Origin of the sequence: Sphingobium sp. Z007 (assembly GCF_900013425.1) — a bacterium.
Taxonomy (GTDB): domain Bacteria; phylum Pseudomonadota; class Alphaproteobacteria; order Sphingomonadales; family Sphingomonadaceae; genus Sphingobium.
Genome location: NZ_FBXK01000001.1, coordinates 1,083,635 through 1,109,285, shown reverse-complemented (window position 1 = coordinate 1,109,285; position 25,651 = coordinate 1,083,635). Strand labels below are relative to the sequence as shown.

The following is a 25,651-nucleotide window of genomic DNA, read 5'->3' as shown; positions in this document are numbered from 1 at the left end:
CATTTGCGGGACGTGCCGTGGCCGCCTAGAGTCAGGGCCATGACCGATCTCGACAGCTTCATCACTGGCCTGCCCAAGGCCGAACTTCATCTCCATATCGAGGGAAGCCTGGAGCCGGAACTGATGTTCGCCTTGGCCCGGCGCAATGGCGTCGCAATCCCCTATGCGGATGTGGAGGCGGTGCGCGCCGCCTATGCGTTCGGCAACTTGCAGGATTTCCTCGACATCTATTATGCCGGTGCCGACGTGCTGCGGACGCGGCAGGATTTCCACGACCTTGCCGCCGCCTATTTCGATCGTGCGGCGGCCGACGGCGTGATCCATGCCGAAATCATGTTCGATCCGCAGACCCATAGCGCGCGTGGTATCCCCTTTGCCGAGGTAATCGAGGGACTGCTCTCCGCTTGCGCTGAGGCGGAGGCGCGGCATGGCATGACCAGCCTGCTGATCCTGAGCTTCCTGCGCCATCTGAGCGAGGCGGACGCTTTTGCGACGCTGGCGGAGGCGGACCCATGGCTCGACCGGATCGCAGCGGTCGGCCTCGATTCCTCTGAAATGGGTCATCCGCCGGAGAAATTTGCGCGCGTCTTCGCCGTGGCGCGGGATAAGGGCCTGCGCCTGGTGGCTCACGCCGGGGAGGAAGGCCCGCCTGCCTATGTTTATGAGGCGCTTGACCTGCTGAAGGTCGATCGGATCGACCATGGCAATCGCGCGCTTGAAGACAAAGTGCTGGTCGAACGGCTGGCGCGCGAGGGCATGACGCTGACCGTCTGCCCGCTGTCCAACCTTAAACTCTGCGTGATCGACGCCATCGGGGATCATCCGATCGACCACATGCTGGCACTGGGCCTGAAAGCCACGATCAATTCGGACGACCCCGCCTATTTCGGCGGCTATATCGCGGACAATTATCGCGCGGTGGCGCGCGCGCGCGGGCTGGACCGAGCGGCGCTGGCGACGCTGGCCCGCAACAGCTTTACCGGTTCGTTCCTGCCGGAAGCGGCTGTCGCGGTGCATTTAGAGCGGCTGGAGGGCTGGTTGGCAGACAAGGCTTAAAATCGCGGGCTTCCGTGCTTCGGCCTTCGCCGGAACACGGCTTAGCTAAACATCACCGTCGCCTAGCCAATGTTCGGTCCGGGGCGGCAGATATTGGGCGATGCGATCGAGCATGACGTCTGGGTCGCGCTCGATCAGCAGCATGGCGCGATGTTCTGGTTTCAGGAACCCCTCCGCCACGACATGGTCGATGAAACCCGACATGCCGCTGTAGAAGCCGTTGACGTCCAACATCCCGACCGGCTTTTCATGATAGCCCAGCTGCGACCAGCACCAGGCTTCGAACATTTCTTCAAAGGTGCCGATCCCGCCGGGCAGCGTCACGAAGCCGTCCGCCAGCTTGGCCATGAGCGCCTTGCGCTCATGCATGGTCTGAACGACATGCAGTTCGCTGATCCCCTGATGGTCATGCTCGCGCGCGCGCAGCGCTTCTGGGATAACGCCGATCACCTCGCCGCCCGCCGCGCACGCCGCATCGGCGACCACGCCCATCAGCCCGACCGTGCCGCCGCCGTAAACGAGACCGATGCCGCGCTGCGCCAGCAATGTCCCAAACTGTTCCGCCGCTTCGCGATAGACCGGCAGCCGCCCGGGCGAGGAACCAAGGAAGACGCAGATCCGCATCCGCCTGTCCCTCTGCATTTCGGGCGCGCTCAGGACAGCCGCTCAGGCACGGACAGCGCCTCCTCCACGATGTCGTCGCTGGCGCCGACCGATTCCCAGGGGAAAACGAACCAGCGCTTGTCGCTGTCACGATCGATCATGCTGGCCCAATAATCGACGGTCTGGCGCGATCGGCTGTTGGACATCAGCACGGCGAAGCGCAGATTGCCGGCGTCGCAGCGATTGTCGGCGAGCAGGCTGCGAATATAGTCGATCGTGCCGCCGCTGTCGTTGATGTCGTCGACGAACAGCAGTTTCACCCCCGCTGCGCTCTTGGCCGCGACCTTGCCCAGCAGTTCGTCGGCAAAGCCCGGCACCTTGCTGCTATGGTCGATCGAAAGCATCGGCAGCTTGAGCTGGTGAGAGATATAGACTGCCGGGACCAGCCCGCCGCGGCCGATGCCGATGATGAAGTCGGGCGTCCAGTCGCCCTCCCCCACCTGGCGCGCGACGGTCTGCACGTCGGCGAGGAAGGCGTCATAGCCGATGTAGAAAAGTTCGGGTTCAGCGGTGCTGCTCATGAAAAGCGAATCCAGTTGGCCGGGAATGGACATGAGCATGCCGATTATCCCGCCCGCGCCAAGGGGGCAATCGGCCGTAACGCGGATCAGAGGTCGGCGCGCTTGATCGAGACGGGGTAGCTGAGCTGGGCAAAGCCGCTCTCTATTTCGCCCAGCACGATTCCGGCTGCGTAAGAAGGGGTGCGCGCCGCCGCGGTGCAGAGCGCCAGCGTCATCGGCCGCAGGATCGGATCGGAAATACGGGTGAAGGACAGGGTGCCGCGTTGCACCTCCGTAATCACGTCGAGCGAGGTCAATATGCCGATGCCGACGCCCTGCATGACTAGCGAGGTAATCATCTGGATATTGTCGGAACTGGCGGTGCGATCGATCTGAAGGCCGCTAGTCCCTTCTAGCACGGCGATCTGCTGACACACCGCCAGCGGCTCGGCCGGGACGATCAGCGGCGATCCGGCGCAGGCGGAAAAGCGCGCCTCGCGCTGGTCGCCAAAGGGGTGGCCGGCGGGCGTGAGGAAGCCCAGGACGACCTCGACAAAGGAGCGCACGGTCAGGTCGCGATAGGATTGCGGTTCGAACAAGATGCCGAAATCTGCTTCGCCGCTCGCGATGGCGTCGCGCACCCGGTCATTTTCCAGGACTCGCACGCCAATGGTGATGCCGGGATAGCGGCTCTGGATCACGCGGATGGCGCCGGGGATATAACCCTTGGCCAGCGCGTCGATGATGGCGATGTCGACATGGCCGCGCTTCAAACCGCGCAAATCCTCTATCTGTGCGCGCACGTCGGCCAGATTTTTCTGCCAGCGCCCGCCCGCCGCCATCATGATCTCCCCCGCGGCCGTCAGGCGCAAGCCGGTCGGCAATCGCTCGAACAGCGGCATCCCCAGGTCCGCCTCCACATTCAAAATCTGCCGGTCGATGGCCGACGCGGAGATATTGAGTTCGTCCGCCGCCTTGCGGATCGACCCCAGTCGGCCGACCGCCATGAAGTAACGCAGGAAACGCGAAAATGCCGGCATGGACCCACCCTAATTTTTGCAACACTCCGTAGGATTCATTGCGTTTGATCGCATCAGGTCAAGCCCTTACTCGCACCGCAGAGTGAAATAGTGGGGATGCAAGGATGGCGGGGTCCGCAAAACAGACGATGATGGCGATGGCCATGATGGTTGCGGCGCTGGCCTGCTCGTCGTTGGGCCGCGGCGCCGAACCGCCAGTGCCAGCGCTGCCGTCGGTCAAGCCGATCCCGGTCAAGGTCATCGTCGTCGCCAATTTCGAGCCGGGCGCGGATATGGGCGATGCGCCCGGCGAGTTCCAGCTCTGGGCCGAGCGCGAGAAGCTGACCGAGGTCATCGCGATTAAGGGCGCGCTGCACCCGTTGCGCCGCAATGCGGCAGGACTATACGGCATGTGCTGGGGCAGCCCGGACACGATGCTGGGCGGGGTCGCCGAACAGTTGATGAGCCTGCTGCTCGATCCGCGTTTCGATTTCAGCAAGACCTATTGGCTGTTTACCGGCATATCGGGCGTCGATCCGCAAATCGCATCCGTCGGCAGCGCCGCCTGGTCGCGCTGGGTGGTGCAGGGCGACACATTGCGGGAATTTGACGATCGCGAAGTGGGCAAGGACTGGCCCTATGGCCTGTTCGCGATCGGAGCCGACGCGCCCAACAAGCTGCCCCAGAATACCGAGAACTTCGCTGGTTTCACCGATACCGGCAAGCTGACCATGTCGGTGAAGCTGAACCAGAGCCTGGCGCAATGGGCCTATGATCGCACCAAGGATGTTACCATTCCCGACAGTCCGGCGCTGCAAAAGGCGCGCGCGGCCTGGGCCGGCTATCCCAATGCGCAAAAGCCGCCCTTCGTGCTGATGGGCGAAACATTGGGGTCAGTCCGCTACTGGCATGGCCCCGGGCGCACCCAATGGGCGCGCGACTGGGTGAAGCTGTGGACTGGCGGCAAGGGCCGTTTCGCCATGACCAACATGGAAAGCCAGTCGCTGGCCGGCGCCATGGCAATCGCCGCGAAACAAGGGCTGGTTGATCCGGGGCGCGTGCTGGTCCTGCGCACCGGCAGCAATCCGTCGATGCCGCCGCCGGGCCGATCAGCCGTCGAAAGCGTCGCCGATGAAGGCGCGGGCCAGGTCGCTGCGTTCGAAGCCAATTATCGCGTCGGCGTGCCGGTAGTGCATGAATTGCTGAGCCATTGGGATAGCTACAAGGATCATGTGCCGGGAACCGATCCGCAATGAAGCACGGCCTGGCCCTTATGACCTCGCTGGCCGTGCTGTCGCCGGCTGCGGCGCAGACGACAAGTGGAGAAGCGGCTGCGGCCGCCCTTTTCGACCGGCTCGCGGACAGTCCGCCCGCGCTGCGGCTGTTCCTCAAGGCGATGCCCAAGGGCGGCGACCTGCACAATCATCTGAGCGGCACCCCCTATGCGGAAGATTATCTGCGCTGGGCAGCGCAGGCAGGCCTGTGCGTCGACGATAGCGGCACCCGCGTCGTCGCGCCGCCCTGCCCGGAATCGCGGACGGTCAAACATGTGGGCGAACAGACCCCCTTCGCCTTCGCCCGGCTGGTCGATGCCATGTCGACGCGCGGCGTCCAGCACGGCGTGGGCGCGAATGACGCATCGGGCCATACGCAGTTTTTCGGCAGTTTCGAACGGTTCGGCCCGACTGGCCCGGCCGCGGACGCCGGCGCCTTGGTTGTTGCGCGGCAGGTCGCAGCGGGCGATCGGGTCGGCTATCTGGAACTGATCTACAATCCTGACGCACTGATCGCTTCGACGCTGGGCGCGGCGGACACGCCGTTGGACGCCAGCGGCCTGGCCGCCTTCTACAGCCGGACGATCAAAGAAGCGAAGCCCGTCATCGATCGGGCGATCGCGGAACTGGATGCGAACGAGGCGGCGGCGGCCAAGGCGCTGGCCTGTGGCGGTGCGAGCCCCGATCCGGGCTGCGGCGTTGCGATCCGCTATCTCGCCTGGGGCTGGCGCGACCTGCCGCCCGCGCAGGCCTTCACCTCGCTGATCCTCGCCTTTGCCCTCGCCGATCGCGATCCGCGCTATGTCGGCATCAACATCGTCCAGCCGGAAGATTGGGTGATCGCGCTGCGCGATTATGATCTGCACATGGCGATGATCCGTTTTCTGGCGGAACGGCATCCTCGCGTGCATCGCACCCTGCATGCAGGCGAACTGGCGTTCGGTCTGGTGCCGCCCGCTGCGCTGCGCGACCATATCGCCCAGGCGTTGGACGCCGGGGCGGAACGGATCGGTCATGGCACCGCCATCGCTTATGAAGACGACGCCGTCGCCACACTGGCGCGGATGGCGCGCGACGATGTCGCAGTGGAGATCAACCTGACCAGCAATGCAGTGATATTGGGGGTGAAGGGCGACGATCATCCGCTGCGCCTTTATCGCAAGGCGGGCGTCCCGACGCTGCTATCGACCGACGACCAGGGCATATTGCGCACTGACATGACCCAGGAATATCTGCGCGCCGCGCGCGAACAGGGCATGGGCTATGCGGATCTCAAGCAGATGGCACGCACCAGCCTGGAACGGGCGTTCATCGACGGGGCCAGCATCTGGGCGGACCGGCATGTGGGCACACTCGCCCCGCCCTGCGCCGCAGGCTGGGCCGACGATGGTTGTCGCAGCCTTGCACGATCCAGTTCCAAGGCTGCGCTTCAAATCCAATTAGAGGAAGATTTCCAGGCTTTCGAAGACGTTACCGTTTCCAGCCTTCATAAATCGATCGGACCCTAAAAGGCCGAAGACGACCGGAATAACAACGATAAAAAATATGACATTTTCTTTGCTGCGGCGCGTCAAGACTATTAGCATCATGCATCGCAGCATGAGAAATTTCCATGGGAGAGGAAGACAGCAGGGATAACCGGCTGGCGAAGCTGTGGGGATTTACGCTTCGCCGCCATCATTAAGGGGGCTCAACATGGCGCATCATCTGCCTTTTCATCGTTCTAATAATAATGCTACGCGGCAACATCGTTCGCGACCTGGATCGACCGCCATCGCCACGCTGGCGTTGCTGTCCTGCACCGCCCTAAGTCCTGGGCTGAGTTCCACCGCCTGGGCACAAACGCCCGCGCCGGAGGATGCACCGGAACCGACCGCCGAAATCGTCGTCACCGGCGCGCTCGACGCGCTGCCAATCAAAAATGTCGGATCGATTTTCGGCTTCGACAAGACGATCCTCGAAACCCCGCGCTCCGCCTCCACCATCAGCAGCGAGCAGATGGAGCGGTTCGGGATCACCGACATTTATGACCTGGTCGCGCAGGCGCCTGGCACCTTTACTAACAGTTTCTTCGGCGTCGGCGGGGCGCTCGACATTCGCGGCACGCCCGGCGAAGTCTATTTCCGCGGCATGCGTCGCCTGGACAATCCGGGCAACTATCCCACGCCCATCGGCGCATCGGACCGCATCGACATCGTCCGCGGCCCGGCGTCGCCCATTTTCGGTCCCTCCAAGACCGGCGGCTACATGAATTTCGTGCCGAAATCGGCGCGCGTTGCGGACGGCAAGTTGCGCGATAAGGCAACGGGCGAAATCAGCTACACCCGCGGTAGCTGGGACATGAACGTCGTCAAGGGCAATGTCTCCGGCCCGCTCAAAATCGGCGAGCAGGAATTCGGCTACAGCCTGTTCGGCCAATATGAGGATGACGGCAGCTATTATCGCAACATGTCGACCAAGCAGACCATCCTGCAAGGTTCCTTCGACACCGACCTGTCGGACCATGTCCGCATTGAGTTCGGCGGCCAGTATCAAAATTACAAGGGCCAGCAAAATGGCGGCTGGAACCGCCTGACTCAGGCGCTGGTCGATGACGGCACCTATATCACCGGCCAGGCGCAGCCGCTGGATACCAGCGGCGACGGGCAGATTTCGCAGCAGGAAATCAAGGCTTCGGTGCCCGGCGGATTCTCGATTTTCGGCAACTTCTCCTGCCCGAACAGTACCTTCAGCCCCTTCGCCAGCGGCTTTACCGACGCCTGCTTCACCTCGACCTATCCCAGTCTGGCGCTGACCAACACCGGCACGACAAAGCTCAGCCGCCGCGACGTGCTGACCGGCAAGGACGATCGTTTGGTCAATCGGGGATCGACCTTCTATTTCGATGCTATCTACACGGCCGACAGCGGTTTCGAGCTGAAGAACCAGTGGTTCTACGACAGCTATGAAAATATGAACGAGAACGCCTACGGCTTCTCGCAATTCCATGACAGCTGGGTGATCGAGGACAAGATCGTCGCATCCAAGACGCTGGAGAGCAGCGCGGGCAAATTCTCGTTCCAGCTGTCGCCGTCGGTCCGCTACACTAAGTTCGCGCATGGCGACGACTTCAACTATGAATATTTCCACCGCGTCGACTTGACGGTGGGCTATGACGCCTTGTCGGATCGACTGTTGTCGACCGAATGCGACTGCGACTACACCAATTATGTCGTCGGCCATTATAGCGACCTGGCGCTGGCGGGGCTGGTCGATTTGGACTTTGCCTTTGGCCTGGATGTAACGCTGGGCGCGCGCTACGACCATCTGGACGTCAAGGCGACGAACATCACGTCCAAGATGGAAGCACCCGCGGCCGGCCTGGCGGCGAATAACGCCAGCGGTAGCAAGGGCGCCTGGTCCTGGTCGGGCAGCGCATCCTACAAGCTGCCCTTCGGCCTGATCCCCTATGGCACCATCGCCAAGCAATCGACGGTGATTGCGGGTCAGGGCGCGGAAATCTATCCGGCCGATGTCGCCGGCGGCACTTTCCTGTCCGCCTCCAAACTTTATGAAGGCGGGATCAAGGGCAGTTGGCTCGACAACAAGCTCTATGCGGCCGTGTCGGTCTATAAGCAGAAGCGCACCGACTTTAATATCCAGTCGATCACGGTGAACCAGTCGGTCGAGACCAAGGGACTGGAGGCGGAATTCCGCTGGTCGGTCGATCGTCACCTGCTCATTACCGGCGCCTATACCCACACCAATGTCTATAATCTGACCGCGTTGCAGGACGGCAGCCTGTTCAGCTTCTTTGGCATCGAGGATCTGGTGAACGTGTCCGATCCGACCCTTTATCTGGGTGGCCAGCCGATCGGGCTGGTGCCGATCAACAGCCGGAACGATTCCAAGCGCGCGGGTATTCCTGAAAACATGTATTCGGCCACCGCGACCTATGCGTTCGACTTCGGCCTCGCTTTGTCGGGCAGCCTGGTGCATGTCGATTCGGTCTATTCGGGCCAAAGTCAGGCCGTAAAGCTGCCGGCCTATACCACGGTGGACCTGGGCGTATCGTTCGAAACCGGACCGATGCTGTTGCGCCTGGTGGTCAAGAACGCGACCAACGAGAAATATTTCCGCGCCAACTTCACCGAATTGTTCGGCAGCACCATCGTCCTGCCGGAACGGCCGCGCAGCTTCCAGGCGTCCGCCGTCTATAAGTTCTGATGCACTATCGCAGGAGCGCCCCTGTCCGGGACGCTCCTGCCCCCTATTGCCAAGGAACTCCGATGCGCACCCTTTTCCGCTGCGTCCTCCCGCTTGCTGCCTTGGCAGGGGCGGGCGTCGCGCCTGCCGCCACACCGCCGGTCGAAGCCGTCCTCGCTTGCACGCCGACCAAAGCCTGCACCGCGACGCTGCCGGTGCGCATGGTCATCGTCACCATGTTCGAGATCGGCGCGGACCAGGGCGACGCGCCCGGCGAATTTCAGCTGTGGAAGGAAAGGCGACATCTTGATACGCGCATCCCCTTTCCGCAGGGCTATCACGACCTTTTCTACAATCCCGACAGTCAGATATTGGCGATGGTGACCGGGGTCGGCACCGCACGGTCCGCCACCGCGACCATGGCGCTGGGCCTCGACCCGCGTTTTGACTTGTCCAAAGCCTATTGGCTGGTGGCCGGGATCGCTGGGATTGACCCGCAGGATGCCTCCATCGGATCGGCCGCTTGGGCGCGCTACAGCGTCGATGGCGACCTGGCCCATGAAATCGATGCGCGCGAGATTCCCAAGGACTGGCCGTCGGGCTTCTTCCCCCTCGACAAGAAGGGACCGGGCGACACGAGCCCGCCCATCACCGAAGGCCGGGTGTTCGCGCTCAACCCCAAGCTGGTCGACTGGGCTTTCGCCCTGACCAAGGACGTGGTCATTCCCGACGATCCCGGCATCCAGCAGGAACGGGCGCGCTACAAGGGCTATCCCAATGCGCAAAAGCCGCCCTTCGTCCTGATCGGCGATCAGTTGTCCGCCATGACCTTCTGGCATGGCAAGCTGCTCAATCGCTGGGCGAATGACTTCACCCGTTATTCCACCAGCGGAAAGGGAGAGTTCGTGACCTCCGCCATGGAGGAAACGGGGACGTTGCAGGCCATAACCTATCTGGGCCACGCCGGGCGGGTGGACAAAGACCGGGTCATGGTGCTGCGATCAGGCAGCAATTTCTCCATGCCGCCCGAAGGCGTTGCCGCCGCCGACAATCTGATGCGGGAAAATGAAGGCTATTCGGGGATGCGGGCATCGCTCGAAAGCCTGTATCTGGTCGGGTCAAAGGTCGTGGACGAACTGCTGGATCATTGGGATCGCTACGAGCAGGCGCCGCCGCAATGACCGTAGCGCCGCTCGCCATACCGCAGGCTGCTCCTGAGCAGCCGACGGGCATGACGGCGGCGCAGGCGCGCGATCCTGATCATTTTCCCGGCCTCGCCATCGCCATCCCGCTGGGCATCCAGCATGTTCTGGCCATGTTCGTCAGCAACATCACGCCCGCCATCATCATCGCGGGCGCCGCCGGCTTCGGCTATGGATCGGCGGACCCCGGCGCGCTGATCTACATGATCCAGATGGCCATGTTGTTTGCCGGCCTCGCCACCCTGCTCCAGACGGTGGGCGTCGGGCCAGTCGGCGCGCACCTGCCCCTGGTGCAGGGCACCAGCTTCGCCTTCCTGCCGGTCATCATCCCGATCTGCGCCGGGCGCGGGGTGGAGGCTATGGCGGAACTCACCGCCGCGGCGCTGTGCGGCGGACTGTTCCACGCGGTGCTGAGCATGTTCGTCGGCCGTATCCGCTTCGCCCTGCCGCCGCTGGTTACGGGCCTTGTCGTGCTGATGATCGCGCTGTCGCTGATGCGGGTCGGCATCCAATATGCCGCCGGCGGGGTTATGGCGCAGGGCACACCGGCTTACGGCGCAGGGTCGGGATGGCTGCTGGCGGGCGTGGTCATCGTCACGACGCTGGGGCTTAGCTTTTTCGGACGGGGGCTGTGGTCCACCGCATCTGTCCTGCTGGGGCTGCTCGCGGGCTATGCGCTTGCCGCCGCAATGGGCCGCGTGTCGCTGGCCCCGATCGGTTCAGCGCCTGTCGTCATGCTGCCCGATCCGTTCCATTTCGGCTTTGCGCTGTCGGCCTCCGCGATAATGGGCTTCTGCCTGATGGGCTTCATCTCCGCGATCGAATCGATCGCCGACGTGTCCGCCATTTGCGAAGCCAATATTGGCCGTCCGGCGCGCGACAGCGAACTGATCGGCGCAACGGCCGCCGATGGCGTAGGCACGGCGATCGGGGCGCTGTTCGGGGCCATGCCCAACACCAGCTTCAGCCAGAATGTGGGGTTGATCGCCATCACCGGCATCGTCAGCCGCCATGTCGTGACGGTCGGCGCGCTATGCCTGGTCCTGTGCGGATTGGTGCCCAAGATCGGCGCGGCCATCACCACCATCCCCATCGAAGTGCTGGGCGGCGGCGTCATATTGATGTTCGGCATGGTCGCATCGGCCGCGCTGTCGATGCTGTCGGCGGTCCCATGGACGCAGCGCAACATGCTGATTTTCGGCATCGCCTTGTCGCTGGGCATCGGGCTGGAACTCGAACCGGACGCGCTCTCCCACCTGCCTGCGTCCGCGCGCATCATCCTGGCATCCGGCGTGCTGCCGGCAGCGGTGGTGGCGGTGATGCTCAACCTGATCGTGCCGGGCCGAACGGACGCACCGCCGCAGGACTGACCCTATCCTATCCGGCCGTGCTTCGCCGCACGACCAGCCTGGTGCCCAGCGTGCAGGGCGGCAGCGGCCGATCCTCCACCTGCGCGACCAGGGTATCGACCAGCAATTGGCCGGCGCCCTTCATGTCCTGCATGATCGTGGTCAGCGGCGGCGTGGTCAGGCTGGCGGCGGGGATATCGTCAAAGCCGATAATGGCGACATCGCCAGGCACTGACAGGCCCGCCTCCGCCAGCGCGCGCATTGCGCCGATAGCGATCAGGTCGCTCGCGGCAAAGATGGCGTCGAACAGGACGCCACGCGCGATCAGTGTCTGCGTGGCGGCATGGCCGGCATCCTCGGCCGTCAGCGCATCGACCTGCAACGCTGGATCAGGGGCGATGCCGACCGCTGCCATCGCCTGGCACAGGCCGCGATAGCGATCGGCAAATTCGGGATAATGTTCGTCCGCCTGCCCCAGAAAGGCGATGCGCCGTCGTCCGATCCCTAGCAGATGATCGCCCGCCAGCTGCCCCGCCCCGACATTGTCCGACCCCACGGTGGGGCCGATCGTATCGTCGTCCACCGACCCCCAGCGCACGAAATGCGTGCCATGGTCGACCAGTTCGGTCAGCCGCCGCTGGTAGAGCGTATAGTCGCCATAGCCCAGCAGGATGAGGCCGTCGGCGCGATGGCTGTCCTGGTAACGGACGTGCCAGTCATCCTCCATCTTCTGGAAGGAGATGAGCAGGTCCAGCCCCCGCGCGCCGCATTGCCGTGTGATCGACCCCAGCATCGCCAGGAAGAAGGGATTGATGTTGGATTCATCGGGGGTGGGATCTTCGAAGAACAGCAGGGCGATGGTGTTCGACCGCTGCGACCGGAGCGAGGATGCATTTTTATCGACCGAATAGTTGAGTTCGCGCGCGATCGCCTCGATCCGCTGGCGCGTGGCCAGGCTGACCGATCGCGATCCGCGCAGCGCGCGGCTGACAGTTGGCTGCGACACGCCCGCCAGATAGGCGATGTCGAAGCTCGTCGGCTTGCTGCTGGGCTGGCGCCCCATCTCTCTCCTCCCGGCGCGTTGGATGCGCCACAGCCATGCTAGGGATCATCCCAAAACAAGGCAATTGCGTCCTGGGCGATCACGTCCCCCGTTGCATATCAGCCACAGGCCGTGGCCATGCATAATATGCGCATACGTATGCCTGCTGGCGGGGCGAGGCGAGCGGGGCGTAAGAGGCCTCATCCGCAGGAAAGTGGCGCTGCACAGCCACGCCTGCGGCCAGGGTTTCCAGCACCGGCGAACAGGGTCTGTCCGGTGTCCACGGGGGAGAGGATAAAAGTGGCTCATCATCATAACCGCGTCCGTTTGTTCGGCGCATCGCTTCTGGCCATCATGGCGACGGCCGGCGGCTCTGCCTTTGCGCAGGACGCGCCGCAAGCCGACGCCGCGCCGCAAGCCGACGCCGCGCCGCAGGATGCGACCGCCGACACGATCATCGTCACGGGCTTCCGCGCCGCGCTCCAAAGCGCCGTCAATGTAAAGAAGAACGCCGCGCAGATCGTGGAATCGGTGTCAGCCGAGGATATCGGCCGCTTGCCCGACGCATCGATCGGCGAATCCATCGCCCGCCTGCCGGGCCTGACGTCGCAGCGCCTGTTCGGCCGCGCCAATTCGATCGCGATCCGCGGCGCCAGCGCCGACCTGTCCACCACCACGCTCAATGGCCGTCCCCAAACATCGACCGGCGAACAGCGCAATGTCGAGTTCGACCAATATCCCTCCGAAGTCGTCAGCCGCGTCGATGTGTTCAAGTCGCCCCAGGCCAACCTCATCAACCAGGGCCTGGCCGGGACGGTTGACATCCGCACCATCCGTCCACTCGACTATGGCAAGGAACTGTACTCGGTCGGCGCCCGCGGCGTCTATACGGATCTTGGCAAGGTCAATGCTGACAGCAAGGACAAGGGCTATCGCCTGACCGGCACCTATGTCGGCCAGTTCGCAGGCGACCGCATCGGCGTGTCGCTGTCCGCCGCCTATAATGACGAACCCTATCAATCCAAGGAGTTCGAAGCCTGGGGCTATGCCGACGGGCCGAATGGCGACAAGGTTATCGGCGGCATCAAGCCGTTCGGCGTGTCCACGCAGTTGAAGCGCCTGGGCATCCAGGGCGCGGTGCAGGTGCAGGCCACCGACACGCTGCTGCTGACCTTCGATGGCTTCTACGGCGACTTCAAGGAAAAGCAGATCAAGCGGGGCGTCGAATTTCCGCTCTACTGGAGCGGTGCGACGCTGGTGCCCGCCAGCATCAGCACCGATGGCGATTTCATCAACAAGGGCACCTTCACCGGCGTCGAAGCGGTGGTCAACAACCACGGCTATGAACGCAAGTCGAAGATCTTCTCCGGCGGTTTCAACGGCAAATATACCGGCGACGATGGCTGGTCGGCCAGTTTCGATTTCGGCTATTCGCGCACCGACCGCAGCGAATTGTCGCTCGAATCCAATGCCGGCACCGGCTATGGTCCCGGCAATGGCGCCACCGACACGCTGGATTTCGTGAGCGGCGCCAAGGGCACGCGCTTCACCTCCAGCCTGCTCGACTATAGCGATCCCAATCTGATGGTGCTGACCGACCCCTTGGGTTGGGGCGCCGGCGCGCCGCTGGGCCATCAGGAGGGCTATTATAACAACCGCATCATCGATGATGAAATCAAGAGCTACCAGTTGGAGTTTGGCAAGGAGATAGAGGGCGGCTTCCTGTCGAAGGTCACCGCGGGGCTGGGCTATGTCGACCGGACCAAGGCGAAGACGCCGGAAGAATATGTGCTGAACCTGGCCAATGGCGCGACGTCGCTGGTGCTGCCGGAGCAATATCGCCTGGCGGCCACCGACCTGAACTTCATCGGCATCGGCCCGATCCTTTCCTACGACCCGTTCAAGCTGCTGGCTGACGGCGTCTATATCAGGACACTGAACCCCAGCAGGACGTGCCGGCCAAGGCCTATTCGGTGACAGAACGGGTGATGTCCGCCTATCTGATGGCCAATATCAAGTCGGACGTCGGCGCGGCCGAACTGACCGGCAATATCGGCGTACTGGCGCAGAATACCGAACAGAAGTCGCGCGGCTTCGTCAATCTGGCGGCGGCCGATCTGGTGCCGACGACGCGGGGCGACACCTATTGGGACGTGCTGCCCAGCATGAACCTGTCGCTGCGCTTCCCCAGCGATTTTGTCATCCGCCTGGCAGCCGCGCGCGAAATCCAGCGCCCTCGGTTCGAGGATATGAAGGTCAGCCTGGACTATGGCTATAACACCGCCAGCGGGGTCATCACCGGCACCGGCGGCAATCCCACGCTGCGCCCCTATCGCGCCTGGGCGGCGGACCTGAATTTCGAGAAATATTTCGGGACCAAGGGCTATGTCAGCCTGCAACTGTTCGCCAAGAAGCTGCAAAGCTATGTCTATCGCGAAACCGAAGCGTTCGATTATAGCGGCCTGCCGGTGGTGCTGCCGCCGGGCGTGGTCGATCCCGCAGGCACAATCACCCGGCCGGTCAATGGCAAGGGCGGCAAGCTGTACGGGTTCGAAGTCGCCGGTACGGTGCCGTTCGACATCGTGACGCCCGCGCTGGAGGGCTTTGGCCTGACGGGCGGCGTGGGCTATACCAAGACCAGCATCAAGCCGGGCGTGGGCGCGGCGGCCGAAGACCTTCCTGACTATTCGCGCTGGGTCGCCAACGGCACGCTATTCTTCGAGAAGTGGGGCTTCAACGCCCGTGGGTCGGTGCGTTACCGGTCGTCCTTCGTCGGCCAGTTCGTTGGTTTTGGAGGCGAGCGCGAATTGCGCCGGGCCTTGAGCGAAACCATCGTTGACGCGCAGGTCGGCTATGATTTCCAGAAGGGCAGCGCACTGGATGGCTTGTCGCTCTTCGTCCAGGGTCAGAATCTGACTGACGAACCGTTCGTATCGGTCGATACCGGTGCGTCGATCCAGGTCCGCAACTATCAAAGCTATGGCCGCCGTTTCATGGCGGGCTTCAACTACCGCTTCTGATGTGTAGAGTGGTCCGGCGGCCTTGTCGTCGCCGGGCCTTGACGGGTTCAAGCAAAGGGGTGCCCCTTATGGGTCGAACGGCCACGAGATTGTTCGTGACAGCCGCCGGGATGGCTGCGGCTCTTATCGGCGCGCCGCTTGCGATCGCCGACACGTTGGGCGACCTGCGCGCCCGCACGCCGGAACAGGAGATCGTCTATTTCGTCCTGCCCGACCGCTTCGCCAATGGCGACCCCAAGAATGACAAGGGCGGCCTGCAGGGCGGGCCGCTCCAGACCGGCTATGATCCTACTTCGCGCGCCTTCTATCATGGCGGTGACCTCAAAGGGCTGGCGGCGAAGCTGGACTATATCCAGGGGTTGGGCGCGACCGCGATCTGGCTGGCGCCAGTATTCAAGAACAAGCCGGTGCAGGGCGCCAAGGGGCAGGAAAGCGCGGGCTATCATGGCTATTGGGTGACCGACTTCACCACCGTCGATCCGCATTTCGGCACCGATGCCGACTTCAAGGCGCTGGTCGATGCCGCCCATGGGCGCGGCATGAAGGTCTATATGGACATCATCGCCAACCATACGGCCGATGTGATCCAGTATCGCGAAAGTCCGACGAGCGTAGCGCCTTATCGCAGCAAAGGGGACTATCCCTGGTCGCGCCGTGGCGGCGTGGCGGGGTATCCGATCAATGTAGGGTTCGTCGGCGACGAGGATGGCACGGCCGCCAATTGGACGCGGCTCACCGATCCGGCCTTCGCCTACACCCCGGTCGTGCCGAAGGGCGAGGAAAGTATCAAAATCCCCGCCTGGCTGAACGACCCCCTCTATTATCACAATCGGGGTGACACCGACTGGAAGGGCGAAAGCGCGCAATATGGCGATTTCATCGGGCTGGACGACCTCGCCACCGAAGACCCGCGCGTCGTCGATGGCTTCATCGCCATATATAAAGGCTGGATCGATCGCTTCGGCATCGACGGATACCGCATCGACACCGCGCGCCATGTGAATGCGGCGTTCTGGCGCGCCTTCATTCCCGCCATCCGCGCCCATGCCGCAGCCAAGGGCATCCCCAACTTCCATGTCTTCGGCGAAGTCGCCACCGACGCCTATGATCCCGCGCTGCTGGCAAGCTGGACCCGCAACGCCGCCTTCCCCGCCGTGCTGGACTTCGCCTTCATGCGCGCGGCGGTGGATGCAGCCAGCGGCAAGAGCGGCACCGATATGCTCGCGCGACTGGGGGATGACGATGCCCTCTATGAAGGCGGCAAGGCGGCAGCGCTGCAATTGCCAACCTTCCTGGGCAATCATGATGCAGGGCGCTTTGGTTATTTCCTGCGCCAGGCTAAGCCGGACATCGCGCCCGACGAGCTGCTGGCCCGCGCCCTGCTCGGCCATGCGATGCTGCTGACGCTGCGCGGCGTGCCGACCCTCTATTATGGCGACGAGCAGGGCTTTGTCGGCACCGGTAACGACCAGCAGGCGCGGCAGGACATGTTCGCGTCCAAGGTCGCCGAATATAATGCGGACAGTCTGATCGGGACGCAGGCGACCACCGCGACCGACAATTTCCGCACCGACCACCCGCTCTATCGCGCGATAGCAAAGCTGGCGAAAATCCGCCGCGATATCCCCGCCTTGTCGCGCGGCGCGACTGTGCTGCGCGCCAGTTCGGACAAACCCGGCCTGTTCGCCGTGTCGCGCGTCGACCCCGATACTGGCCGGGAAGTGCTGGTCGCGTTCAACACGTCGTCCGCGCCGCTATCGGCCAATGTCGCGGTCGATCCGGCGAGCGGCGGCTTCGCGACGCTGGCCGGCGCCTGCCCCGCAACCTCGGCCGCACCGGGCAGCCTCTCGCTCTCCATCCCTGCGTTCGGCTATGCCGTCTGCGCCGCCCATCCCTGAACCGGAAAGCTCCTTCATGACGCTAGCGACGACATCGACCGATCAGCCCTGGTGGAAGGGCGCGGTCATCTATCAGATCTATCCGCGCAGTTTTCAGGACAGCAATGGCGACGGGGTCGGCGATCTGAACGGCATCACCGCGCGGCTGGAGCATATTGCGAAGCTGGGCGCGGATGCGATCTGGATATCCCCTTTCTTCACCTCCCCCATGCGCGATTTCGGATATGACATCGCCGATTATTGCGACGTCGATCCGATTTTCGGCACGCTGGCGGATTTCGATGCGCTGGTCGCCCGCGCCCACGAACTCGGCCTCAAAGTCACGATCGACCAGGTCTATGCCCATACGTCCGACTTGCATGACTGGTTCGTGCAGAGCCGCGCCAGCCAAACAAGTGACAAGGCCGACTGGTATGTCTGGGCCGATCCGAAGGCGGACGGCACCCCCCCCAATAATTGGCAGTCGGTGTTCGGCGGCCCCGCCTGGACCTGGGACGGGCGGCGCGGCCAATATTATATGCACCAGTTCCTGTTCAGCCAGCCTCAGCTCAACGTCCATAATGTCGCCGTGCAGGACGCGCTGCTGGACGCGATGCGCTTCTGGCTGGACCGGGGGGTGGACGGTTTTCGCCTGGATGCTCTGAACCATTCGATGCACGACCCGCTGCTGCGCGACAATCCGCCGGCGCCCGATAATGGCAAGCCGCGTACCCGTTCCTTCGATTTCCAGATCAAGAAATACAGCCAGTCGCACGAAGGCGTCGTCGATTTCATTGCGCGCATCCGCACCCTCTGCGACGCATATGGCGCCATCTTCACCGTGGCGGAGGTGGGCGGCGACCTGTCCGAGACGGAGATGAAGGCCTATACGGCGGGGGAGACGCATCTCAACAGCGCCTATGGCTTCAACTTCCTCTATGCCGATGCGCTGACGCCCGCGCTGGTCGCCGACACGGTCAATCGCTGGCCCGACGAACCGGGCATGGGCTGGCCAAGCTGGGCTTTCGAGAACCATGATGCGCCGCGTGCGCTGTCGCGCTGGTGCGCGCCGCAGGATCGCGCAGCGTTCGGGCGTTTGAAGGCGGCGCTGCTGCTGGCGCTGCGCGGCAACGCCATCCTCTATCAGGGTGAGGAACTGGGCATCACCCAGGTCGATATCCCTTTCGAAAGGCTGCAAGACCCCGAAGCGATCGCCAACTGGCCGCTCACCCTGTCGCGCGATGGCGCGCGCACGCCGCTGCCCTGGTCGGCGGACGCGGCACAGGCGGGCTTTTCCGACGTCGAACCCTGGTTGCCGGTGGGGGACGACAATCTGGCCCGCGCGGTCGATGCGCAGGAGGCCGATCCCGCGTCCTTGCTCAACCACACCCGCGCAATGCTGGCGCTGCGCAAGGCGAACCCGGCGCTGCGCCACGGCAGCCTGAACGTACTGCTGGCGGATGAAGCGCGCCTGGTGTTCCGCCGCCGCAGCGGCGACCAGTCGCTGCTCTGTGTCTTCAACCTGTCGGCGCAGGCCGCGCCCTGGCCCGACGATATCCCTGCGACGAACCGGGTGGTCGCCGCCATCAACGGGGCAAGCCCCGCCACCCTGCCCCCCTTCGGCGCGCTGATGATCGAGGAATAAGGAAGAGTATCCATGCCGAACCTATCGCTGCGCGCCTGCGCGCTGACCCTCCCGTTCGTCTTCATGACACCGGCTTTTGCGCAGGATGCGCGGCCTGCCGTCACCGCCGCCTCGCCCGACGGGTCGATCATACTGACCGTCTCGACCGACAATGACAGCCGCCCCACCTGGTCGCTCTCGCGCAAGGGCAAGCTGTTGATCGCGCCGTCCAAGCTGGGCTTTATCCTGACCGACGGCCTCAACATGGTGCGCGGCTTTGCGATCGCCGGGTCCGACAAGGGTCAGGGCAATGACCGCTGGGAACAGCCTTGGGGCGAACGGCGCTTCGTGGCCGACCGTTATAATGAAGTCACGGTCCGTTTCCGCCAATCCGATGTGCAGGGCGCGCGGCTGATGAACGTGCATTTCCGCCTGTTCGATAATGGCGTGGGCTTTCGTTATGAGCTGCCGCAGCAACCCGGCCTCAAAAGGATGAAGATCGCCGACGAAACGACCGAGTTCGATATCGTGCCCAAGGGCACGGCCTGGTGGATACCGGGCGGCGAATGGAACCGCTACGAGCAGGTCTATCAGAACACGCCGATCGACGCCGTGTCGACCGCGCATACGCCCATCACCATGAAGCTGGACGACGGCACGCATCTGTCCTTCCACGAAGCGGCGCTGGTCGATTATGCGGCCTATTGGCTCAAGCGCGCGTCCGGCCAGACTTTCCGTACCATCTTGTCGCCCTCGTCGCAGGGCGCGCGCGTGATCCGCGACCTGCCGTTCAACACGCCCTGGCGCACCATCCGCATCGCCGACGGCGCGGCGGGGCTGGTTGAGAATGACCTGGAACTCAACCTCAACGAACCCAATAAACTGGGCGACGTCAGCTGGTTCAAGCCCGCCAAATATATCGGCATCTGGTGGGGCATGATCCGGGGCGACTGGACATGGGCGGAGGGGCCGAAGCACGGCGCGACCACGGCGCGGGCGAAGCAATATATCGACTTTGCGGCCAAGCATGGCTTTCGTGGCGTGCTGGTCGAAGGATGGGACAAGGGCTGGAACGGCGACTGGTTCGGCCATGGTGACGATTTCAGCTTCACCCAATCAACCCCTGATTTCGACCTGCCTGGCTTGGCCACTTATGCAAAAAAGAAGGGCGTCCACCTGATCGGCCATCATGAGACGGGCGGCAATATCGCCAATTATGAGGCGCAACTGGACGACGCGATGAAGCTCTATGGGGGGCTGGGCGTCGATGTCGTCAAGACCGGCTATGTCGCGGACGCGGGCGGGATCATCGCGCCGGGCGATACGCCGGGGACCACCCGCATGGAATATCATGACGGCCAGCGGCAGGTGCAGCATCATCTGCGTGTCGTGGAGACGGCGGCGAAATATCATGTCGCGGTCAATGCGCATGAGCCGGTCAAGGATACGGGCCTGCGTCGCACCTATCCCAATTGGGTGGCGCGCGAAGGGGCGCGGGGCATGGAATATAATGCCTGGGGAGCCTTCGCCAACGGCCCGGACCATGAACCCACGCTGGTCTATACAAGGATGCTGTCTGGCCCGATGGACTTCACGCCGGGCGTACTGAGCCTGGAAGGGGCGGACCACGCGCCGCTCGCCTCGACGCTCGCGAAGCAACTGGGCCTCTATCTCGCCCTCTATTCCCCGATCCAGATGGCAGCAGACTTTGTGGAGACGCTGGCCAAATATCCCAAGGAACTGGATTTCATTGCAAAGGTGCCGGCCGACTGGAGCGAAAGCCACCTGATCGCAGGTGAAGTGGGCGACTATGCGATTTTCGCGCGCAAGGATCGCAACAGCGCAAATTGGTATGTCGGCGGCGTCAACGACGCGACCGCGCGGACGGTTTCGCTCAATTTCGATTATCTGGAGCCGGGCAAAAGCTACACTGCCACCATCTACAAGGATGGCGCAGGCGCGACCTATCTGACCGACGCGCGGCACAGGATCTCCTATGAAACGCAAACCGTGCGCAAGGGCGACCGTTACGACCTGTGGCTGGCGCCGGGCGGCGGCGTGGCGATGCGGCTGGTGCCCAGCCAATAAGCGATCCGGCCTTTGAGGCTGGCCTTCCCCGCCCCCGGATCGGACTGCACGCCGGTCCGGGGGCTTTTTGGACTGATGACGTCAACCGCCTCCGTTCGTCCTGAGTAGCCCCTACTCGGCACGAGCGGGCATGGTATCTCAGTTCGTCTCGCGCTTCAGCCGTTCGGCCAGCGCCGCGATCTCGTCCGGCTCCAGCAGCCAGGTGCGCGTCTTGCGCCCTTCGCGATGGACGGGCTGCGTCAGCAGCACGCGCGCCTGCGCCTTGGCATGGTCCTTGTAGAGGCCATAATGGACGGCGCAGTCGCGAATCGTGCCGATCAGCGGCGGCTTGCCGTCCAGGTCGATCATGGTCGCGGGCTGATCCCAGGGGATGGCGGCGACGCCGGGATATTTCTGTTCCATGGGACGAAGCGACACCATTTCCCGGCGTCGAAATCAAGACCTATCGAAGCCTATCGCAGCAGCGCCATCAGGATCGGGTCGCGCGTCGCGCCCGGATCGCGGCGAATCTCCGCCTCTTCCCGCCCGATTGCGCGAAAGATGGCGTCGCCGATCTGGCCGGACACATTATCGGCCAGCGCCGCATAGTCCCGGCCCCCGCTGGCCGAGAGCGCAGCCGACAGCATTTCGAACATGTCGGACCGCAGCGCGCGCGACGCGCCGGGCAGCAGCGCCTCGACCACCGATCCACGCGCTTCGCGCGCCAGCAGGTCGGTCGCGGCCGTCGGTCCGCCGCGCAGCACCGACACCGCGTCGGCCAGCGTCATACGCTGCACCGCATCCATCACGATCGGCGTGGCATTGTCGGCCAGATCGACCGCGACATCGTTAAGCGACCGCGCTACCTGATTGCGCACTGCATTGGTGCGCAGCAAGGCGGACAGCACCGCGCCGCCATTGCCACCGCCAAGGTCGGGCGGGGTAATGCGGGTCAACTGGTCGTCATAAAAGCCGCCCGGTTCGGTCAGCCGGGCAAAGGCGCGTTCGCTCGACAATTGGAGCAGCCGTCGCACCGCTTCCTCGACCGTATAGCGCCCCATCGGAGTGGCGCAGGCCGCCAGCGGCAATAGCGCCAGGGCCGCGATCAGGCTGCGCCTGTCGGAAAGGCCGAATCTTTGCTCCATGACGCATCTCCCTTTTTAGTGGTGGACGCTATGGCGTGGTCAGGCTTGCCGGGCGCTGAACGTGGAAAAGGTTATAATCTCCGTTCGCTTCGAGCGTGTCGAGAAGCGGCTAGATGCCGTAATGGGCCGGCGTCACAAGAGTAGCCAAGTTGGGTGGCTGTCCCTCAGAATGATGGTGTTGGAAACGGGGTCCGAGCGATCGGCCCCAAGCATCATGAGAGGAACAGCCATGGAGTATTATGCCGGAATCGATGTCTCTCTGAAAGAGAGCAGCGTGTGCATTGTTGACGCGAAGGGTAAAATCGTCCGCGAGGTCAAGGTCGCCAGCGAGCCCGAGACGCTGGTGCGGTATTTCGACGAGTTGGAATTGCCGGTGTGCCGGATCGGGCTGGAGGCGGGGCCGCTATCGCATTGGTTGCATGCTGGGCTTGTTGCCGCTGGTCGAGACGTTGTTTTGCTGGAGACGCGACACGTGAAGGCGGCACTTTCGGCGATGACCGTGAAGACCGACCGGAAAGATGCCCGCGGGATTGCCCAGTTGCTGCGGATGGGCTGGTATCGGCCGGTTCATGCAAAATCGGTGGCATCGCAAGATACCCGCGCCGTACTCGTCGGGCGTAAGCTTCTGCAGGGGAAGCTGCTCGACGTCGAGCTCAGTATCCGTGGGATTCTGCGCGGCTATGGACTGAAGGTCGGCGAGGTCAGCCGCGGCAGGTTCGAGGCGCGTATCCAGGAACTAATCGTAGGGCACGCCACCCTGGAGACGGTGATCGGCGGGATGCTGGCAGCCCGAACGACACTGTGGAGTGAGTTCACCAGGCTCCACCGGGAGATGCTGAGGATCGCGCGGGCAGACAAGATTTGCCACCGGTTGATGAGCACACCTGGCGTCGGCGCGCTGGTCGCTCTGACATATCGATCAGCGGTCGACGATCCGACCCGCTTTGGGAAATCGAGTACCGTCGGCGCCTACTTTGGGCTGACCCCTAAGAAATATCAGTCCGGCGAGACCGACCGGGATTGAGGTGTCAGCAAGGTCGGTGACGCGATGGTCCGAACCGCGCTCTTCGAAGCGGCGCATATCATGCTGACGCGAGCGACCCGGTTTTCCAGCCTGAAGCGCTGGGCGCTCGAGGTGGCGAAACGTCGCGGGATGAAGCGCGCGAAGGTGGCTCTGGCGCGCAAACTGGGCGTCGTGCTCCATCGCATGTGGATGGACGCCACCGACTTTCGCTGGGGGGCAACCGCAATGGCCGCTTGAAGGACGAAATGCTGATCGAGGCGCGCTTGGAACGGCACGCTTCTAATGAGGTCCCGTCGCTGGGACGAGAGCTTGGCAAGATCGTGTGTAGTGCTGTGAATGCTTCGGCAAACCACGCTTCCTAGATTGATCTGCCGGCTTAAGGATCTGATGGCATGGTGTGGCGGTCTTCGTGCTGACCACGGACAGAAGCATGATCCCGGCGACGAGATAATCATTCAGAGGGACTTGACGAACAAAGGCCCATTACAGAAGCACTATACGAGCGTTTCTCGACTTCGCTCGAAACGAACGGATGTTGCTATTTAGCGAACAATATCCTGACGGCATCCGGCACTCGCTCCGCCCGCAATCCGCCCGGCCGGCTGTCGTCGGGCGCAGTCCAGACCCGCTTTTCGACACATTCCACGCACAGCCGCCCGTCCAGCGACAATCGGTGCGCGACGGTGAAGCTGCTGTTGCCGAAGACCGGCGCGTCCGCCTCCACCAGCACATCGTCGCCATAGGCGGTGGGCACGAAGAAACGCGCGGACACATCGACCATCGGAAAGCCGGCAAAGGGCATCGTCGCCAGCATCTCCCGCTTCTTGGGCAATCCCGCCTGTTCGAACAGCAACATCGTGCTTTGCCCGAAAATATCGAAATAGCGCGGCGCGTGGACGATACCGGCCGGGTCGCAATGGCCCCATTCGATGCGGACGATCCGCTGGAAGAAAGCGTTCACGCGAGAATGGTCTTTCCCTGTTTGGTCGTTTTTTCCGCCATTTCCGCGTCAGTCGGCGGTGTGGGGATAAGAAGCCCGCGCTGCACCGCGGGCCGCGCTGAAATCCTGTCGAACCAGCGCTGAAGATGGGGGAAGCCGCCCATGTCGACGCCGGCCCAGTCATGGCCGCGCACCCAGGGAAAGCAGGCGATATCGGCGATCGAATAGTCGCCGACCAGATAGTCGCGTGTCGCCAGCTGAGCGTCCATCACGCTGAACAAACGCTGGCTTTCGCGCACATAGCGGTCGATCACCGACGGCAGCTTTTCGTCGAAATAGCGGTTGAAGACGGTCGCCTGCCCCATCATCGGGCCAAGGCCGGACATCTGCCACATCACCCACTGGATCACGCGGCTGCGATCCTGCGCATCCGTGGGCATGAAACGGCCGAATTTTTCCGCCAGATACAGCAGGATCGCGCCGGATTCGAAGATGACGAAGTCCCCGGCGTCATGATCCACCAGTGTCGGGATGCGGCCATTGGGATTAAGCGCGACATACCAGTCCTGCTTCTGCACGCGGTCGGTCAGCGCAATCGGCGTCACCTTATAGGGTTCGCCCAGTTCCTCCAGCAGGATCGAGACTTTCCACCCGTTGGGCGTTTCCGACGTCAGCAGTTCCAGCATCTTTCTCTCCCGCTTTTCTTGTCGTTACCCAAAGCAAAGCCTTGGCCCGTCCGCAAGGCGAGTGGCGGCGCTATCATTGAAACTGACAGGTTGGCAAAAGCCCCTGCCGGGTAGCGTCACTGATAGTATCGACAGACGACTTGCGGCCCGCCCGATCGCCCGGCACCAATCGACACGAAGGCGCATCAGACGCCGCCAACGATAAGGTGAGGAAAGCGCATGTTGACGCTCTACAGCTTCGGTCCGGCCGCCAATAGCCTGAAACCCCTGCTGGCCCTGTATGAAAAGGGGCTGAATTTCACCCCCCGCTTCGTCGATCCGACCCGGTTCGAACATCATGAACCCTGGTTCAAGGCAATCAATCCGCGCGGCCAGGTGCCAGCGCTCGACCATGACGGCCATATCATCACCGAATCGACGGTGATCTGCGAATATCTGGAGGATGCCTTCCCGGATGCGCCACGCCTGCGCCCGGTCGATCCGGTGCAGATCGCGGAAATGCGCGTGTGGACCAAATGGGTGGACGAATATTTCTGCTGGTGCGTGTCCACCATCGGCTGGGAACGGATGATCGGCCCGATGGCGCGCAAGCTGTCGGATGCCGAGTTCGAGGATAAGCTGAAGCATATCCCGATCCCGGAACAGCAGGCCAAATGGCGCAGCGCCCGCGCGGGCTTCCCCAAAGAGGTGCTGGACGAGGAAATGCGCAAGATCCGCGTGTCGGTCGATCGACTGGAACAGCGCCTGTCGCAAAGCCCCTGGCTGGCGGGGGAGGATTATACACTGGCTGATATCTGCAACTTTGCGATCGCGAACGGGATGCAGCATGGTTACGCCGATATCGTGAACAATCAGGCGACGCCGCATCTGGTCGCCTGGATCGAGCGGATCGCCGCCCGCCCCGCCGCGCAGGCGATGTTCGCCAAGTCCAAAAGCGAGATGCCCGCCCGCCCTGCCGCGACGGCGGCGGCCTGATCC

At 63.2% G+C, this 25,651-nt stretch carries 20 protein-coding genes and 1 pseudogene; 13 read left to right on the top strand and 8 right to left on the bottom strand.

The genetic code is table 11. The features are described 5' to 3' along the window. Positions 1 to 39: 39 nt before the first annotated feature. On the top strand, positions 40 to 1,056 hold the full coding sequence (locus CEQ44_RS05040) for an adenosine deaminase (RefSeq protein ID WP_088182478.1): 1,017 nt from the start codon (positions 40 to 42) through the stop codon (positions 1,054 to 1,056). Positions 1,057 to 1,101: 45 nt separating this feature from the next. On the opposite strand, the gene CEQ44_RS05035 is transcribed toward CEQ44_RS05040, so the two are convergent. The 3 genes from CEQ44_RS05035 to CEQ44_RS05025 all read right to left on the bottom strand — a co-directional run bounded on the left by CEQ44_RS05035 (position 1,102) and on the right by CEQ44_RS05025 (position 3,259). Next, complete coding sequence (locus tag CEQ44_RS05035) at positions 1,102 to 1,680, bottom strand: TIGR00730 family Rossman fold protein (RefSeq protein WP_088182477.1); 579 nt, start codon at positions 1,678 to 1,680, stop codon at positions 1,102 to 1,104. Positions 1,681 to 1,709: 29 nt separating this feature from the next. After that, positions 1,710 to 2,240, bottom strand: coding sequence for a phosphoribosyltransferase (locus CEQ44_RS05030; protein ID WP_088182515.1), 531 nt, complete (start codon positions 2,238 to 2,240; stop codon positions 1,710 to 1,712). A gap of 86 nt (positions 2,241 to 2,326) precedes the next feature. Further along, positions 2,327 to 3,259: a LysR family transcriptional regulator gene (locus CEQ44_RS05025; protein WP_088182476.1), complete on the bottom strand. Its 933-nt coding sequence runs from the start codon at positions 3,257 to 3,259 to the stop codon at positions 2,327 to 2,329. Positions 3,260 to 3,363: 104 nt separating this feature from the next. On the opposite strand from CEQ44_RS05025, the gene CEQ44_RS05020 reads away from it, so the two are divergent. From CEQ44_RS05020 to CEQ44_RS05000, 5 genes are all read left to right on the top strand, one after another. Further along, the gene (locus CEQ44_RS05020) at positions 3,364 to 4,494 is read left to right on the top strand and encodes a purine nucleoside permease (RefSeq protein ID WP_254913937.1); all 1,131 of its coding nucleotides are present in this window, start codon (positions 3,364 to 3,366) and stop codon (positions 4,492 to 4,494) included. After that, positions 4,491 to 6,020, top strand: a complete 1,530-nt coding sequence (locus tag CEQ44_RS05015) for an adenosine deaminase (protein ID WP_088182474.1) — start codon at positions 4,491 to 4,493, stop codon at positions 6,018 to 6,020. Before CEQ44_RS05020 ends, CEQ44_RS05015 begins: the two co-directional genes overlap by 4 nt. A gap of 187 nt (positions 6,021 to 6,207) precedes the next feature. Next, positions 6,208 to 8,718 carry a TonB-dependent siderophore receptor gene (locus CEQ44_RS05010; RefSeq protein WP_088182473.1) on the top strand — a complete coding sequence of 837 codons (2,511 nt, stop codon included), beginning with the start codon at positions 6,208 to 6,210 and terminating at the stop codon, positions 8,716 to 8,718. 62 nt (positions 8,719 to 8,780) lie between these two features. Continuing rightward, positions 8,781 to 9,878 carry a purine nucleoside permease gene (locus tag CEQ44_RS05005; protein ID WP_088182472.1) on the top strand — a complete coding sequence of 366 codons (1,098 nt, stop codon included), beginning with the start codon at positions 8,781 to 8,783 and terminating at the stop codon, positions 9,876 to 9,878. Beyond that, positions 9,875 to 11,269 (top strand): uracil-xanthine permease family protein, encoded by a 1,395-nt coding sequence (locus tag CEQ44_RS05000; RefSeq protein WP_088182471.1) that lies wholly within the window; start codon positions 9,875 to 9,877, stop codon positions 11,267 to 11,269. The genes CEQ44_RS05005 and CEQ44_RS05000 overlap by 4 nt, the downstream gene beginning before the upstream one ends. A gap of 7 nt (positions 11,270 to 11,276) precedes the next feature. Here the strand turns inward: CEQ44_RS05000 and CEQ44_RS04995 are convergent, their stop codons facing one another. Then, the gene (locus CEQ44_RS04995; RefSeq protein ID WP_088182470.1) at positions 11,277 to 12,311 is read right to left on the bottom strand and encodes a LacI family DNA-binding transcriptional regulator; all 1,035 of its coding nucleotides are present in this window, start codon (positions 12,309 to 12,311) and stop codon (positions 11,277 to 11,279) included. Between the two features lie 279 nt (positions 12,312 to 12,590). Between CEQ44_RS04995 and CEQ44_RS24880 the strand changes: the two genes are divergently transcribed. From CEQ44_RS24880 to CEQ44_RS04975, 5 genes are all read left to right on the top strand, one after another. Beyond that, a complete protein-coding gene (locus tag CEQ44_RS24880) occupies positions 12,591 to 14,267 on the top strand; it encodes a TonB-dependent receptor plug domain-containing protein (RefSeq protein ID WP_254913938.1) in 1,677 nt (558 codons plus the stop codon). Then, positions 14,243 to 15,310: a TonB-dependent receptor domain-containing protein gene (locus CEQ44_RS24875; RefSeq protein WP_254913939.1), complete on the top strand. Its 1,068-nt coding sequence runs from the start codon at positions 14,243 to 14,245 to the stop codon at positions 15,308 to 15,310. Before CEQ44_RS24880 ends, CEQ44_RS24875 begins: the two co-directional genes overlap by 25 nt. A 110-nt stretch (positions 15,311 to 15,420) precedes the next feature. Next, on the top strand, positions 15,421 to 17,208 hold the full coding sequence (locus CEQ44_RS04985; RefSeq protein ID WP_088182469.1) for an alpha-amylase family glycosyl hydrolase: 1,788 nt from the start codon (positions 15,421 to 15,423) through the stop codon (positions 17,206 to 17,208). Between the two features lie 16 nt (positions 17,209 to 17,224). Further along, positions 17,225 to 18,832, top strand: coding sequence for an alpha-glucosidase family protein (locus tag CEQ44_RS04980; protein WP_088182514.1), 1,608 nt, complete (start codon positions 17,225 to 17,227; stop codon positions 18,830 to 18,832). A 12-nt stretch (positions 18,833 to 18,844) separates the two neighbouring features. Next, positions 18,845 to 20,899: a glycoside hydrolase family 97 protein gene (locus tag CEQ44_RS04975; protein ID WP_088182468.1), complete on the top strand. Its 2,055-nt coding sequence runs from the start codon at positions 18,845 to 18,847 to the stop codon at positions 20,897 to 20,899. A 138-nt stretch (positions 20,900 to 21,037) separates the two neighbouring features. On the opposite strand, the gene CEQ44_RS04970 is transcribed toward CEQ44_RS04975, so the two are convergent. Together CEQ44_RS04970 and CEQ44_RS04965 are read right to left on the bottom strand one after the other, a co-directional pair. Beyond that, positions 21,038 to 21,301: a hypothetical protein gene (locus CEQ44_RS04970; protein ID WP_088182467.1), complete on the bottom strand. Its 264-nt coding sequence runs from the start codon at positions 21,299 to 21,301 to the stop codon at positions 21,038 to 21,040. 50 nt (positions 21,302 to 21,351) lie between these two features. After that, complete coding sequence (locus tag CEQ44_RS04965) at positions 21,352 to 22,023, bottom strand: DUF4197 domain-containing protein (RefSeq protein ID WP_088182466.1); 672 nt, start codon at positions 22,021 to 22,023, stop codon at positions 21,352 to 21,354. A gap of 229 nt (positions 22,024 to 22,252) precedes the next feature. Here CEQ44_RS04965 and CEQ44_RS04960 point away from each other — a divergent pair. Continuing rightward, positions 22,253 to 23,284 (top strand): annotated as a pseudogene (locus CEQ44_RS04960) (IS110 family transposase). Positions 23,285 to 23,585: 301 nt separating this feature from the next. Here CEQ44_RS04960 and CEQ44_RS04955 read toward each other — a convergent pair. Continuing rightward, positions 23,586 to 24,008 (bottom strand): thioesterase family protein, encoded by a 423-nt coding sequence (locus CEQ44_RS04955; protein WP_088182465.1) that lies wholly within the window; start codon positions 24,006 to 24,008, stop codon positions 23,586 to 23,588. After that, positions 24,005 to 24,673 carry a glutathione S-transferase family protein gene (locus tag CEQ44_RS04950; RefSeq protein ID WP_088182464.1) on the bottom strand — a complete coding sequence of 223 codons (669 nt, stop codon included), beginning with the start codon at positions 24,671 to 24,673 and terminating at the stop codon, positions 24,005 to 24,007. The genes CEQ44_RS04955 and CEQ44_RS04950 overlap by 4 nt, the downstream gene beginning before the upstream one ends. A gap of 219 nt (positions 24,674 to 24,892) precedes the next feature. Here CEQ44_RS04950 and CEQ44_RS04945 point away from each other — a divergent pair, with 219 nt between their 5' ends. Then, positions 24,893 to 25,648 carry a glutathione S-transferase family protein gene (locus CEQ44_RS04945; protein ID WP_088182463.1) on the top strand — a complete coding sequence of 252 codons (756 nt, stop codon included), beginning with the start codon at positions 24,893 to 24,895 and terminating at the stop codon, positions 25,646 to 25,648. The last annotated feature ends 3 nt before the right edge of the window (positions 25,649 to 25,651 follow it).